This is a genomic window from Cellulomonas chengniuliangii (assembly GCF_024508335.1).
Taxonomy (GTDB): domain Bacteria; phylum Actinomycetota; class Actinomycetes; order Actinomycetales; family Cellulomonadaceae; genus Cellulomonas_A; species Cellulomonas_A chengniuliangii.
Genome location: NZ_CP101988.1, coordinates 2,565,074 through 2,578,559 on the forward strand (window position 1 = coordinate 2,565,074; position 13,486 = coordinate 2,578,559).

Here is a 13,486-nt window from a genome sequence, read left to right on the forward strand (position 1 = left end):
GAAAAATGCTCAGACGACGCGGCGCTTGAGCTTGCGCCGCTCCCGCTCGGACAGCCCGCCCCAGATGCCGAACCGCTCGTCGTTCTCGAGGGCGTAGTCCAGGCACTCGGAGCGGACGTCGCACCCGGTGCAGACCTTCTTCGCCTCGCGCGTCGAGCCGCCCTTCTCAGGGAAGAACGCCTCCGGATCGGTCTGCGCGCACAACGCGCGCTCCTGCCAGCCCATCAGCCCGTCGTCCGCGGGCGTGCCGAAGAGGTTGAGGACGTTCGAGGGCTCCTGGGTGGCCACAGCCGAACGACCCGCGTCGGAAGGGAAAGATCCGTCGGCGTCGAGCAGATTCCACATGGGGTTCCTCCGTGCTCGATGGTGCTCGTTCGTGGACAGTGCGACCGCCCGGGCGGCAGTGCCCGGCGGCGTTCGGCTCAACACCGCATCCCCGCTCCCCCGGGCGTCCAACCTGAGTCTGGCCTGGACGTTCTGTGAAACGGCTCTAAGAAATTACACGCGTGTCGTTCGAGTTCGTCAAGCGGAACTGTGCTAGTCCGGGCGGTTTGTCGGGTGAAAAGCAGATCCCCCCGCGTGTCGCGCGTCCGTGTCGGGCGGATTGTCGTGCAGGGACGCGGCCGTGACCTGGTCCGGAGTCCCGAACCGCGCCACCGCGAGCGCGCCCGCCAGCACCAGCACGAAGGCGGCCACGGCCGCCCCGGCCGACCCCGGCTCGGGCCGGTCGCCCGCCAGGACCATGCCGAGACCGGCTCCCAGACACGTCTCCACCCCCACCATCACCGCCGTCACCACGACCACCGCCGCCCGCTGCAGGGCGAGCGCCCCCAGCACCAGGCCAGCGGCTCCCGCCACCACCATGGCCCAGGCCCCCGGGTCCGCGACGAGGTCTGCTGGGGAGAAACTGTCAAGGGTTCGTGCCCCCACTGCGAGCAGCGCGAAAGCGGCGCCGGCGAGGACCGCCAGCACCACTCCGGCCCGCGCCTGAGGACGCACCCGCACCGCGAGCGCGGCGCCGGCGAGCACCACGGCGACGCCCCCCAGCATGGCGGCGCGGGCGCCGTCCGCGTCGACCTGCGCCTCCTGCGGCGCGACGGACGAGGCGAGCACCACCAGCCCGGCGCCGAGCGTGGCCACAGCCGCCACCTCCACCTTGCTCAGCCGCGCGCCCAGCACCACCACGGCCAGCACCGCCGCGACCGCCAGGCTCGAGGCGCGCCCCGCCTGCACGAGGAACAACGGCAGCGTGCGCAGCGCCCAGAACGACAGGGCGAACCCGAGGGCCACCAGGACGAGGGCCAGCAGGTACACGCGGCTGCTCGCCAGCCGGACCAGGAGCCCTGCCTCGAGCCTCTCCTGCACCGGCAGCCGCCGGACCGCCACCGCCTGGAGGACCGTGGCGGCCCCCGAGCACAACGCCGCGGCCGCGACACAGACAAGAGCTGGCAGCACATCTCCCCCAACGAAATCGACTCGTGGCCAAGGTCACACCCCCGCCGGGCACGTTGTCCCTATGCTCCTGTCCGACCGCGCACCGGGCGCGGCACACAGGGGGCGCAGTGCAGAGCACGGACCAGAGCACCGTAGTGGCGCCCGGGGCGACGGCGAGATCGGACCAGGCCTACCCCTGGGCGGCGGTCCTCGGCGTGTTCGCGGTGATGTCCGCGACGCTCACCGGCGTGGTCGCCTGGTCCGAGCGCCACCGCCCGCTCGGCGACGAGTCGATCCTGCAGGGCCCTTCGTGGCTCGACGGCTGGTTCCAGTACGACGCGGGCTGGTACCACCACATCGCGACCGCCGGCTACCAGTACGTGCCAGGCCAGCAGTCGTCGATCGCGTTCTTCCCGGTGTTCCCCCTGGGCGTGCGTGCGCTGGCCAACCTCACCGGCGACGTGCAGGTGGCGGGCTCGCTGCTCGCCGTCCTCGCGGGCGCCGCCGCCGTCCTCCTGTTCGGCCGGTGGGCGTGGGAGCGGCTGCCCCGGCCCGCGGCCCTCACCGCGCTCGCCGTGCTGATGCTCTACCCGTACGCGCTCTTCCTCTACGGCGCGATGTACGCCGACTCGCTCTTCCTGCTCTGCGCCGTCGGGTCCTTCATGCTGCTCGAGAAGCGCTGGTACTGGGCGGCCGGGCTCGTCGGCGCGCTGGCCACCGCAGGACGGCCGGTGGGCGTCGCCGTGGCCGTCGGACTCGTCGTCCGGACCCTCGAGCTGCTCGCCCAGGACCGGGCGGCGCGCGCGGCCGGCGATGCCGCGGGCGAAGCCGCTGGCAGCGCTCCCAGGCCAGGCTGGCGCGACCTCGTGCGCGCGGTGCGGGACGTCCGCTGGCGGCACGCCGGGGTCCTGCTGTCGGGCGCCGGCCTGGGGGCATGGTGCCTGTTCCTCTGGCTCGAGTTCGGCAACCCGCTGGCCTTCGTCGAGGTGGAGTCGGCGCCCGGCTGGAACCAGGGCGTCGGTCCCAAGACCTGGTTCAAGGTCGTCTACGCGGGAACCCTCGTCAAGGGCCCGTACGACGTCGCCGCACTGCTCACGCTGCAGGCCGTGGCCTGCCTGCTCGCCGTGCTCCTGCTGCGGCGGGTGTGGCGGCGGTTCGGCTGGGGCTACCTGGCCTACACGTTCGTGGTGCTGGTCATCCCCATCCTCGGCACCAAGGACTTCATGGGCACCGGGCGGTACGTGCTCGTCGCGTTCCCCGCCATCGCCGCCGCCGGCGACTACCTGGCCGGCTCGCCACGACGCTGGCTGAGGCCGGTTGCGCTGGCCCTGAGCGGCGTGCTGCTGGTGCTCCTCACCTCCCTGTTCGGACGATCGGTGGCTGTGTCATGACCCCTGTGCTCCCTGTCCCGGAGACCTTCAAGAAGCTGTCCATCTTCTTCCCGATGTGGAACGAGGAGCTGTACATCCACCGCGCAGTGGGGGCCGCGGCGGAGATCTGCGAGCAGCTCGTCACCGCAGGGCAGATCGCCGACTACGAGATCATCGTCGTGGACGACGCCTCGACCGACGCGACCCCGCAGCTCGCCGACGCGATGGCCGAGGCGGACCCGCACGTGCGGGTCGTGCACCACCCGCACAACCGCAAGCTGGGCGGCTCGATCAAGAGCGGGTTCGCGGCCGCGACCGGCGACGTGGTGCTCTACACCGACGCGGACCTGCCGTTCGAGATGCTCGAGCTGGTGCGCGCGCTGCGCGTGCTGCGCACCTACGAGGCGGACATCGTCAGCGCGTACCGACTCGACCGGACCGGGGAGGGACCGCGCCGAGCGGTGTACTCGTTCTTCTACAACGGCCTGGTGCAGGCCATGTTCGGCACGCGCCTGCGTGACATCAACTTCGCGTTCAAGCTCTGCCGGCGCACCGTCCTCGACCACGTCGAGCTGGTCAGCGAGGGGTCCTTCATCGACGCCGAGCTCGTCATCCGCGCGCAGCGCTCCGGGTTCCAGATCCTGCAGATCGGCGTGGACTACTTCCCGCGCACCCGCGGCGTGTCCACGCTGTCGTCGTTGTCGGTGATCCGCACCATGCTCGGGGAGATGTTCCGGCTGCGCTCCGACCTCAAGCGGGTCGTGCCCCACCGGGCGCCGTCCGAGTCGTCGACCCCGACCACAGCCGGGACGCCGTGAGCCGTCTGCTGATCGTCACCGCGGACGACCTCGGCCTCACCACCGGGGTCAACCGCGCGGTCCGCCGCGCCCACCTCGACGGCGTCGTCACCGCGACGTCCCTGCTCGCGGTGGGGCGGGCCTTCGACGACGCCGCCGCGATGCTCCGGGCCACCCCCACCCTCGAGCTCGGCGCCCACCTCGCCCTCGTCGGCGAGGACCCGCCGCTGCTGTCCGCCCGCGAGATCCCCACCCTCGTGGACCGGCACGGGGCGTTCCCGCTGAGCTACCGCACCGTCGTCGCGCGCGGCGCCGCTGGGCGCCTCGACCCCGCCGACGTGCGCCGCGAGCTCGGCGCCCAGCTCGAGCGCGTGTTGGGCATCGGCGTCCCCGTCACGCACGTGGACACCCACCAGCACACGCACCTGTGGCCAGGCGTCGGGGAGGTCGTGGCCGGCCTCGCCCGCGAGCACGGCATCCCGGCCGCCCGACTGCCCCGCAGCCGGAACCGGGGACCCGTCGGGCTGGGCGTCGAGGTGCTGCGCCGGCGGCTCGCCCGCCGCCTGCTGCGCGCGGGCCTGCTCACCACCGGTGACTACGCCGGCCTCGACGAGGCAGGCGCCCTCGACGTCGGCCGATTCGCCGCCGCGCTGCGCGCGCTGCGCGCCGGCGGCCAGCCGACCGCCGAGATCAACACCCACCCCTCCGAGCCGGACGACCCCGACCTGGGGCGGTTCGCCTGGGGATACGCCTGGGGAGACGAGCTGGCCGGCCTGCTCGACCCTGCCACCCGCGACGCCGTCCAGGCGGCCGGGTACCGGCTCGGCGGGTGGGCCGACATCGCCCCCGCCGCATCCCATGACCGCCAGGAGCGACGATGACCCTGCTGACCCGCCGACCCGACGACGCCGGGCGTGCAGCCCTCGCCCTCTACCGGAGCTCCCCCGCGGCCGTCCGTGCCCACGTGACCATCCGGTGGTGGAGCGCGCCGTTCGCCTCGATCGCCGCCGCGCTCCCCCGCACCGGCCGCATCCTCGAGATCGGCTGCGGCCACGGGCTGTTCAGCGCCTACGCCGCACTCGACGCGCCAGGCCGGGAGGTCGTCGGCGTGGACATCGACACCGCCAAGATCGCCCAGGGCCACGCCGCGGCCCGCGACGTCGACCACCTCGAGCTGCGCGTCGCCGAGTCCGGCGCCGTGCCCCCCGGCCCGTGGGACGCCGTGGTGTTCGTCGACGTGCTCTACCTGCTCCCCGCCTCCGAGCAGCAGCGGTTGCTCACCGAGGCCGTGGCGCAGCTCGCGCCCGAGGGCATGGTGCTCGTCAAGGAGATGGGCGTCGCCCCCCGCTGGAAGGTGCGCTGGAACACCTGGCAGGAGACGATCTCCGTGAAGGTGCTGCGCATCACCGAGGGCTCGTCCTTCGACTTCGTGGCGCCCGAGACGATGGCGGGGTGGCTCAGCGAACTCGGGCTCAAGGTCTCGCAGCGGCGACTGGACCACGGACGGGTGCATCCGCACCATCTGGTGGTGGCGCGGCGGGAGGCAAGGCTCGTCCCAGGTGCGACGCCGGACCCGCCCTCCTACCCTGGCGCCAGCGGCGAGTAACAGGCGCGCCGCGGTGTCCTGAGGAGACCGGGTGGACGATTCGGTCGGCAAGGTGATCGCAGTCGCGCCCGCCGCCCGGGCCTGGATCAGAGGACAGGCGTCCCGCGCCAGCGCGGGACGCGAGTGGATCGTGGCGACGGTGACCGTCGCCGCCGTGGCGGCCCTTGCGTGGTTCAGAGTCCCGCCCGTGGCGCGCGCCAACGTCTGGGCCGAGGACGGCGCGGTCTTCCTCACGGGGACGTTCGACGCCAGCCCGTGGCAAGCGGTCCTCCAGCCCTACGACGGCTACTACCACCTCCTCCCTCGCGCCTGGGCGGAGGCCATCACGGCCTTTGCTCCCACCGACGCGTACGCCCTCGCCGTGACCGCGGCGTCGTGTGCCGTCGCCGGAGCGGCAGCGGGACTCGTGTACGTGTGCTCGCAGACGGTCACCCACAGCACCGCCCTCCGGCTGGCGTTCGCAGCGGTGACCGCCCTCGCGCCGACGCTCCCGATCGAGGTGCTCGGCAACCTAGCCAACCTGCACTGGTTCCTGCTGTGGCTCATTCCGTGGATCCTGCTGTACATCCCGCGCACGTGGACGACCTCCGTCGCGCTCGGCGCTGTCGCGCTCGTGTCAGCCCTGACTGAGGTCCAGGCCCTCTACTTCGTCCCCCTTGCCGTGTGGCGATGGCGCGAGCGCCGCGGCTGGCCGGTCAGGATCGGCTTGCTCGCCGGGTTAGTCGCCCAGCTCCTGGTCGACTCAGACCGTGCCAAGGCGACCGGGCCGGTCCCTGCCGCCGCGGAGATCGTTGGCGGCTACCTGGTCAACACCGTCGGCACCATCTGGTGGGGCTCGGCGCACACCGTTACCTGGGCCGTCGCGGAGTTCGGCTGGTGGACCATCGCCGCTGCCCTCATCCCCTCCGTCGGCGCTCTGCTCCTGGTGCTGTGGCGAGGCACGTCAGCCCAACGAGTGGCGGCAATCGTCTTCCCGGCCGCGTCGCTCGTCATCTGGTGCACTGCCGTCGTCGTCAACCGATCGCCGTACACGTTCGATCGGCCAGACCAGTGGCCAGCGCCTGAGTTCGCGATCCTCCGGTACTCGCCGGTGCCCTCGATGTTCTTGCTCGCGGGACTTCTGCTCGCCGTGACGGTGCTCCGCGGACGCAGGGAGGCCATCGTCGCCCTCGTCCTGGCGGTGCCTCTCTCGCTCGCCCTGGTGACGAGCCTCGTCCCCCGAGACGTCTTCCGCGAGCAGGGAACGGGATGGGAGCAGGAGGTCGAACAAGGACGTATGGAGTGCACCGGCAACCCGGCGCTCACCGACAGCGTCCTCGAAGTGACCCCGCCCGGCTGGCAGACGCGTGTCCCGTGCGCGGTGCTGGAGGACGAGTAGACCCACCTCGGGCACCCCTAGGGTGGGCACGTGAGCCCCACTAGCATCGCCGACGTCCTGCGTGCCCTGACCAGGGAGCCTGGACGGCCCCGCCTTACCTGGTACGGCCCCGGTGGGGAGCGCGTCGAGCTCTCCGGCGCGGTGCTGGAGAACTGGGTCAACAAGACGGCGAACCTCCTGGTCGAGGAGTTCGACATCGGGCCCGGCGCCCGCGTCCAGCTGGACCTCCCACCGCACTGGCGAACGGTGGTCTGGGCGTTCGCGGTCTGGCGTGTCGGCGGATGTGTGGAGCTCGCCGGCGGGCAGGATCCTGTCGAGGTCATCGTCACCGACAACGCCTCCTCGCATCGCCACGCTCCGGTGGTGGCTGTCGCCCTGCCCGCGCTCGCCCGCGCATACGGCCCCAACCTGCCTCCCGGCGCCATCGACGCCGCTGCCGCGGTGATGACCTACGGCGACGCTCTGGGGTATGTGCCGCCGCTCGACCTCCAGGCGCCCGCGGTGGACACCACGGCCCACGTCACACACGCCGAACTGGTCGGCTGGAGCCAAGACGGGAAGTCCGCCTCATCCGACTCCCGGGTGGTCGTTCGGTCGCGGGACAATGCGCTCGAGCAGGCCCTCCGCGAGACTCTCGCCGTTCTGGCGAGCGGCGGTTCGGTGGTCCTCCTCGCGCCACCCGTCGCGGACGAGCTCCGCGCCGACGCGGTCCGACAAGACCGGCTCGTCACAACGGAGCGGGTCACGGCGATCTGGTGAGTCCTCCGAACTGAGGCGCGTTGTCGCAACCCGTCAGGGGACGTCGGCCTGCACCAGGGTGCCGGAACCGCACACGGTGAGCCGCCCGTCTGAGGCGGGCACGAACGCGGACTGACCGACCGAGAGTGTGAGCAGCGTGCCGTCTGACGTGCCCAGCGTCATCTCTCCCTCGAGGCACAGGACGATCCGCGGTCCCCGCCCCGGCAGCGGGTGCGTCTCATCAGCGCCCGCAGCGTCCGGCAGTGTGGTGACCGACAGCTCGAAGTCGTCAACAGGCGCGTAAAACACCTTCGTCGCGCCGTGGAAGGTCTCCGGAGCGATGCGGATCGGCGGTGCGGCGACGTAGTCGACATTGCGCAGCAGCTCGACGACATCGACGTGCTTGGGAGTCAGGCCTGCGCGCAGCACGTTGTCCGAGCTCGCCATCACCTCGACGCCCAGTCCGCTCAGGTAGGCGTGCACACCGCCAGCGGGGACGAACATGGCATCGCCGGGTTGGAGGGTCACTGGGTTGAGCAGCAGTGACGTCACCACTCCCGGATCTCCCGGATAGGCCTGGTTGAGCATCACCACTGTGCGGTCCGCGCGCGGTGAGGGGGAGCCGACAGCCAGCCGGGCGGCGCAGGCGGCTGCCACCTCATGGATCGCGGCGGCGTTGGGCCGACTCTCGGGCTCGAGCAACTGCGTGAACGCCGCGCGAATCCCCTCGGCTGTCGGCTGAGCGCGCAGCACACCGGAGAGCTCCTTCGCGAGCGGCGCGTCAAGGCCCGCGAAGAGCTCTGCTGCCCGGCGTGGAGCACGGAACCCACAGAGGGCCTCAAACTGGGTCAGCGCGTAGACGAGCTCCGGCTTGTGGTTGCGGTCCTTGAAGTTGCGATGCGCCGCATCAAGCGGAACGCCGGAGGCGTCCTCCTCCGCGTAGCCGGACCGGGCCCTGTCGATGTGAGGGTGCACCTGGAGCGAGAGCGGGGACTCGGCGGCGATCAGCTTGAGCAGGTACGGCAGCGCAGAGCCGAATCGGGCCTGGACGTCCTCACCCAGAGCCGCGCGCGAATCGGCCGCGATGAGATCGTCGAGCCGCACATTCTCGGCGGCCTGCGCGAGTGATGGAGCGCTCACGTGCGCCCCGAGCCACAGCTCGGCGACCGGATCGACGCTTGGCTCCAGACCGAACAAGCCGGGAATCGCTGTCCGGGAACCCCAGGCATAGCTCTGCGTGCTGTTGACGAGTCGTATCACGGTGACCTCGACATGCGGTACGGGTACAAAGGACCCCCGATCGTAGCCGTCAGCTCGCGGCCTTCGCGGGAGAGAGGACGTCGGTCGCCGCCGCACGCCAGCGATCGGCCCAGTCGCTGATCGGTGCGACGCCCGCCGCGAGCACGGAGCCGTGCCCCAGCACCGAGTACGCCGGTCGGGGCGCCGGGCGAGCGAACGCCTCGCTAGTCGTCGCCCTGACGATGCTCGGGTCCATCCCCGCGGACTCCACGACGGCCCTCGCGAAACCGTTCCAGGACACCTCTCCTGACGAGGTCCCGTGGTAGGAGCCACTCGGCGCGCCTGCCTCGACGAGTCGGAAGATCAAGTCAGCGAGGTCGACTGTCCAGGTGGGCTGCCCAACCTGGTCGTCGATCACGTCGAGGCCGCCGCGTTCAGAGGCCACCCGCGCGATCGTCTTGGGAAAGCACGCTCCGTGCGCGCCGTACAGCCACGCTGTCCTCACGATGAGGTGGTCGGGGGCCTCAGCGCGGACCGCCCACTCCCCCGCCAACTTCGTCCGCCCGTACGCCGAGCGCGGAGCCGGCGCCGCATCGGCGTCGTACGGGGTGGAAGCGCCTCCCTCGAAGATGTAGTCGGTGGAGACCTGCACCATCCGTGCGCGGTGCAACCGAGCAGCGCGCGCAAGCAGTGCCGGCCCCACCGCGTTGACTGCGAAAGCCGAGGCCTCCTGCGATTCCGCGTCGTCCACGGCCGTCCAAGCCGCGCAGTTCAGGACCACGTCGAAGCCCTTCACAGCGCGGCTCACGGCCCGCTCGTCCGTGATGTCGAGCGTGTCGCGATCGGTGCCCTCGACTCGCATGCCCTTCGAGTGCAGCAATGCCAGCACATCGTGGCCCAGCATCCCTCGGGCACCCGTTACTAGCCAGCGCACGTCATCTCCTCTTCTCGGCCACTCGACTCGGACATCGTACGGGCGCGGATAGGCTCTGGCCCTGCACAGCAACAGACGCACACGCAGCACCCCACCGCGATGAGAGGACCCCATGACCTACCGCGAGCTCGCCATCGCCGGCGCTTGGGAGATCACACCGAAGCAGCACGGCGACCCCCGAGGCGTCTTCCTCGAGTACTTCCAAGGCGAGCCGTTCATGAAGGCCGTAGGGCACCAGTTCGACCTGCGACAGGCCAACTGCTCGGTCTCGGCCGCGGGTGTCCTGCGTGGCGTTCACTTTGCCGACGTCCCACCTGGCCAGGCGAAGTACGTGACGTGCGCGAAGGGCGCGGTCCTCGACGTGGCTGTGGACCTCCGCGTCGGATCACCCACGTTCGGACAGTGGGACACCGTGCTGCTCGACGACGTCGATCGCCGGGCGATCTACCTCTCCGAGGGCCTCGGACACGCGTTCCTCTCGCTCGAAGACGACTCGACGGTGTTGTACCTCTGCAGCACCGGATACTCCCCCGGACGCGAGCACGGCGTGCACCCGCTCGATCCGGAGATCGGGATCGAGTGGCCGACGACGGGTCGAGACGGACAGCCGCTCGAACTGCAGCTCTCCGCCAAGGACCTGGCCGCGCCGTCGCTCTCCGAGGCAGTCGCGGCGGGGCTCCTCCCCACCCAGTCCGAGGTTCAGGCCTACGTGTCGACGCTGAGCTCCTGACGGCTCACCGCGCGGTGGCGGCCGCCTCGTATGCACGCTGGTGCGCGATCGCCGACGCGTGCCATGTGAACTCGTCCGCCCTGGTCACTGCCGCCCGCGCGAGCTCGACACGTCGGGCTGGGTCTGCGAGCAGCCCTGCGAGGGCCTCGACAATCTCGTCCTCACCGGTGCCGCAATAGGCGACCGCGGAGCCCCCCACCTCCGGCAGCGACAGTTCGCGCGTGGTCAGCACTGCCGCGCCACAGGCCATGGCCTCGAGCACGGGCAGGCCGAAGCCCTCGCCCAGGCTCGGATAGGCCAGCACCTCGGCGCCGCTGAGGAACCCTGGAAGGTCGCCGAGCGGCAGGTAGCCCGTGCGGATGATCCGCAGTCCCGATGGAACCGCGTCGATCGCGGGTTGGACCTCGTCGTCCCACCCCGGCCCGCCCGCGAGGACGAGCGCGGGCGGTTTCGGCGTCCCCTGCACCGCGCGGACCCAGCCCCGGATCAGCGCGGGGACGTTCTTGCGCGGCTCCAAAGTGCCAAGGAACCCGACGTAGGGACTCGCGCCCAAGCCGAGCGACTCTCGCACCCGCGCGCGCTCGCCGTCATCCACGGGGTGGAACAGCGACTGGTCCACCCCGTGGTGCGCGACATGGAACGACGCGGGATCCCCTCCGACGAAACGGCGCACCTCGTCACCGGTTGCCCGCGAGGGCACGATCAGCGCCGCCGCGCGTCGGACCGCGACGCGCGTCGCGGAGCGGAAGAACCCCGCCTTCACGCGTGAGTGGAGCTGTGGGTGGCTGAAGAACGTCGCGTCATGGAGCGTGACCACGACGGGCGCCGGGCTCGCCCACGGCATCGTGTAGTGCGGGCTGTGCACGACGTCCGCCCCGGTCTTCCGCACGAGTCGCGCGAGGCCGGTCTGCTCCCAGGCGAGCCGGGCGCCTCGGCCCCGACCGGCCTGCGGCGCCGCGACGACGTCCGCGCTCGGGGCGAGGGCGGTGAAGAGCTCGACGTCGTGCGCTTGCGCCGCCACGACAAGGCGCAGGTCGAGCTGGGCGAGCTCCGGGAGCAACGCGTCGACATACCTGCCCACCCCGCCTCGATCGGCGGGAATGGCCGTGGCGTCGATCAAGACTCGCATGGTGGACATCCTGCCCGATCATGCGACGCGTCAGTTTCCACGAACACGCGTCGGTGCATCACACTGTGTCAATGCGCGGAATAATCCTGGCCGGCGGCTCCGGAACGCGACTGCACCCGATCACGCTCGGGGTCAGCAAGCAGCTCGTCCCGGTCTACGACAAGCCGATGATCTACTACCCGCTCTCGACCCTGATGCTGGCCGGGATCCGCGATGTGCTGATCATCACCACACCGCACGACGCGGAGCAGTTCGAGCGCCTCCTCGGCGACGGCTCCCAGTTTGGGATCTCGATCAGCTACACCGTCCAGGAGCAGCCCAACGGCCTCGCGCAGGCGTTCGTGCTCGGCGCGGACTTCGTCGGCTCCGACACCGCCGCACTCGTGCTCGGCGACAACATCTTCTACGGGCCCGGACTCGGCTCCCGGCTCCAGCGCTTCGAGCAGATCGACGGGGGCGCGGTCTTCGCCTATCGGGTCGCCGACCCCACGAGCTACGGCGTTGTGGAGTTCGACCAGAACGGCAGGGCGCTCTCGCTGGAGGAGAAGCCCGCGCACCCCAAGTCCAGCTTCGCCGTGCCCGGCCTCTACTTCTACGACAACGACGTCCTGGCCATCGCCCGTGATCTGAAGCCCTCAGCCCGCGGCGAGTACGAGATCACCGACGTCAACCGGGTCTACCTCGAGGCGGGGCGCCTCCAGGTCGACGTCCTGCCCCGAGGCACGGCCTGGCTCGACACAGGGACGTTCGACTCGCTCGTCGAGGCCTCCGACTTCGTCCGGACGATCGAGCACCGGCAGGGCCTGAAGGTCGGCGCCCCCGAAGAGGTCGCGTGGCGGAGGGGGTTCCTCTCGGACGACGAGCTCCGTGTGCGGGCCGAGAAGCTGGTCAAGTCCGGGTACGGCGCCTACCTCCTGGGCCTCCTCGAGCAGGAGTCGTGAGCGCGAGCTCGGCAGCCGTCGACGCGGCGCCGGGCGCGCGTGAGACGCCCACCGCGCGCCTGTGGAGATGGGAGGGACGGCAGCTCGACCCCAAGAACAACAGCCTGAACCTCATCCGCCTCGTGCTGGCGGCGCTCGTCCTGGTCGCCCACGCGTACTACATCGCCGGGAGAGGAGTCGGTCCACACCTCGACGGCGAGAACATCGGCGGATGGGCCGTCTTCGGCTTCTTCGCCATCAGCGGCTACCTCATCACCGCGAGCCGCTGGTCGAACTCCCTCGGCGCCTACCTCGTGCACCGAATCGCGCGCATCTACCCGGCCTTCCTGGTGTGCCTGGTCGTGACGGTCTGCGTCTTCGCGCCGATCGGGTTCTTGGCCCAGCACGGCTCCCTGAGCGGATACCTGACGACCGGCACCACGCCAGGCGCCTATCTCTCCCTCAACGCGACCCTCAAGATGAACGCGTACGACGTGGCCGCGACCCCTGCCGCGGTGCCCTACCCCGGAGCGTGGAACGGCTCGCTGTGGAGCCTGTACTACGAGTTCCTCTGCTACCTCGTGATCGCGGCACTCGCCGTCTCCTCGTGGGTGCGCCGGTCACCGTGGGGAGTGGCCTTGGCCTTCGCCGTCAGCGTGGCGGGGCATGCGGCGATGCCGCGCATGCTCGTGCTGGTGGGCGGCCATGCCGACGTCCAGCTGCTGTTCAAGCTCCTGCCGCTTTTCCTCGGCGGCGCGCTCGTCCAACGTCTGCGCGCCCACCTCCCCCTCAAGGCGAGTTGGGCGGCGATCGCACTGGTGGTGGTCGCAGGGGCGGTGTGGCTGCTCGATGGATGGGGCGCCCAACTCACGGCGCCGCTGATCGCCTACGCCATCCTGTGGGTCGCGACCGTCGTGCCGTCGCCAGCCCTCATCCGCACCCACGACATCTCCTACGGCGTCTACATCTACGCCTTCCCGGTCCAGCAGCTTCTCGCGATGGCCGGCGTGCACGAGTGGGGCCTGGCGGCCTACGACGTGATCGCATTGGCGTGCACGGTTCCGCTGGCCGCGGCGAGCTGGCTGCTGGTGGAGCGTCCAGTCATGCGCCGGGTGCGTGCGGCGCGCCGCGGCGCGCCGTCTTCGCCGACAGGCGCCCCGCACGACTCGGCGCAGCCGGCGCCAGCCCTGACCGCTTCCGCGGCGGGCTGA

The 13,486-nt window shown here is 71.0% G+C and carries 14 protein-coding genes; 9 read left to right on the top strand and 5 right to left on the bottom strand.

Annotation, left to right across the window (positions count from 1 at the left end; all coding sequences use genetic code 11):
- Positions 1 to 9 precede the first annotated feature (9 nt).
- The gene (locus NP064_RS16675; protein ID WP_284439670.1) at positions 10 to 345 is read right to left on the bottom strand and encodes a WhiB family transcriptional regulator; all 336 of its coding nucleotides are present in this window, start codon (positions 343 to 345) and stop codon (positions 10 to 12) included.
- A gap of 192 nt (positions 346 to 537) precedes the next feature.
- Entirely contained in the window at positions 538 to 1,455 is a 918-nt protein-coding gene (locus tag NP064_RS11905) for a hypothetical protein (protein WP_227569445.1), read from the bottom strand.
- Between the two features lie 107 nt (positions 1,456 to 1,562).
- Here NP064_RS11905 and NP064_RS11910 point away from each other — a divergent pair, with 107 nt between their 5' ends.
- From NP064_RS11910 to NP064_RS11935, 6 genes are read left to right on the top strand one after another with little or no spacing between them, the layout of a single operon-like run.
- Positions 1,563 to 2,825 carry a hypothetical protein gene (locus NP064_RS11910; protein WP_227569444.1) on the top strand — a complete coding sequence of 421 codons (1,263 nt, stop codon included), beginning with the start codon at positions 1,563 to 1,565 and terminating at the stop codon, positions 2,823 to 2,825.
- Positions 2,822 to 3,622 (top strand): glycosyltransferase family 2 protein, encoded by an 801-nt coding sequence (locus NP064_RS11915; protein ID WP_227569443.1) that lies wholly within the window; start codon positions 2,822 to 2,824, stop codon positions 3,620 to 3,622. Before NP064_RS11910 ends, NP064_RS11915 begins: the two co-directional genes overlap by 4 nt.
- Positions 3,619 to 4,482, top strand: a complete 864-nt coding sequence (locus NP064_RS11920; RefSeq protein ID WP_227569442.1) for a ChbG/HpnK family deacetylase — start codon at positions 3,619 to 3,621, stop codon at positions 4,480 to 4,482. The genes NP064_RS11915 and NP064_RS11920 overlap by 4 nt, the downstream gene beginning before the upstream one ends.
- A complete protein-coding gene (locus tag NP064_RS11925; protein WP_227569441.1) occupies positions 4,479 to 5,207 on the top strand; it encodes a class I SAM-dependent methyltransferase in 729 nt (242 codons plus the stop codon). Before NP064_RS11920 ends, NP064_RS11925 begins: the two co-directional genes overlap by 4 nt.
- A 31-nt stretch (positions 5,208 to 5,238) precedes the next feature.
- Complete coding sequence (locus NP064_RS11930; RefSeq protein WP_227569440.1) at positions 5,239 to 6,585, top strand: hypothetical protein; 1,347 nt, start codon at positions 5,239 to 5,241, stop codon at positions 6,583 to 6,585.
- A 30-nt stretch (positions 6,586 to 6,615) separates the two neighbouring features.
- Positions 6,616 to 7,344 (top strand): TIGR03089 family protein, encoded by a 729-nt coding sequence (locus NP064_RS11935; RefSeq protein WP_227569439.1) that lies wholly within the window; start codon positions 6,616 to 6,618, stop codon positions 7,342 to 7,344.
- 33 nt (positions 7,345 to 7,377) lie between these two features.
- Here the strand turns inward: NP064_RS11935 and manA are convergent, their stop codons facing one another.
- Positions 7,378 to 8,583 carry a mannose-6-phosphate isomerase, class I gene (manA, locus tag NP064_RS11940; protein WP_227569438.1) on the bottom strand — a complete coding sequence of 402 codons (1,206 nt, stop codon included), beginning with the start codon at positions 8,581 to 8,583 and terminating at the stop codon, positions 7,378 to 7,380.
- Positions 8,584 to 8,632: 49 nt separating this feature from the next.
- A complete protein-coding gene (gene rfbD / locus NP064_RS11945) occupies positions 8,633 to 9,496 on the bottom strand; it encodes a dTDP-4-dehydrorhamnose reductase (RefSeq protein WP_227569437.1) in 864 nt (287 codons plus the stop codon).
- A gap of 112 nt (positions 9,497 to 9,608) precedes the next feature.
- Here rfbD and NP064_RS11950 point away from each other — a divergent pair, with 112 nt between their 5' ends.
- A complete protein-coding gene (locus NP064_RS11950) occupies positions 9,609 to 10,226 on the top strand; it encodes a dTDP-4-dehydrorhamnose 3,5-epimerase family protein (protein ID WP_227569436.1) in 618 nt (205 codons plus the stop codon).
- Positions 10,227 to 10,230: 4 nt separating this feature from the next.
- Here NP064_RS11950 and NP064_RS11955 read toward each other — a convergent pair whose 3' ends face one another.
- Entirely contained in the window at positions 10,231 to 11,355 is a 1,125-nt protein-coding gene (locus NP064_RS11955) for a glycosyltransferase family 4 protein (RefSeq protein WP_227569435.1), read from the bottom strand.
- 71 nt (positions 11,356 to 11,426) lie between these two features.
- On the opposite strand from NP064_RS11955, the gene rfbA reads away from it, so the two are divergent.
- Positions 11,427 to 12,296 (top strand): glucose-1-phosphate thymidylyltransferase RfbA, encoded by an 870-nt coding sequence (gene rfbA, locus NP064_RS11960; protein ID WP_227569434.1) that lies wholly within the window; start codon positions 11,427 to 11,429, stop codon positions 12,294 to 12,296.
- Positions 12,293 to 13,486 carry an acyltransferase family protein gene (locus NP064_RS11965; protein WP_227569433.1) on the top strand — a complete coding sequence of 398 codons (1,194 nt, stop codon included), beginning with the start codon at positions 12,293 to 12,295 and terminating at the stop codon, positions 13,484 to 13,486. Before rfbA ends, NP064_RS11965 begins: the two co-directional genes overlap by 4 nt.

Bases quoted from the DNA above. Each gene is read 5' to 3' on its own strand.
- rfbA (WP_227569434.1), top strand. From the start codon at position 11,427: ATGCGCGGAATAATCCTGGCCGGCGGCTCCGGAACGCGACTGCACCCG.
- NP064_RS11915 (WP_227569443.1), top strand. From the start codon at position 2,822: ATGACCCCTGTGCTCCCTGTCCCGGAGACCTTCAAGAAGCTGTCCATC.
- NP064_RS11955 (WP_227569435.1), bottom strand. From the start codon at position 11,355: ATGCGAGTCTTGATCGACGCCACGGCCATTCCCGCCGATCGAGGCGGG.
- NP064_RS11950 (WP_227569436.1), top strand. From the start codon at position 9,609: ATGACCTACCGCGAGCTCGCCATCGCCGGCGCTTGGGAGATCACACCG.
- NP064_RS11925 (WP_227569441.1), top strand. From the start codon at position 4,479: ATGACCCTGCTGACCCGCCGACCCGACGACGCCGGGCGTGCAGCCCTC.
- NP064_RS16675 (WP_284439670.1), bottom strand. From the start codon at position 345: ATGTGGAATCTGCTCGACGCCGACGGATCTTTCCCTTCCGACGCGGGT.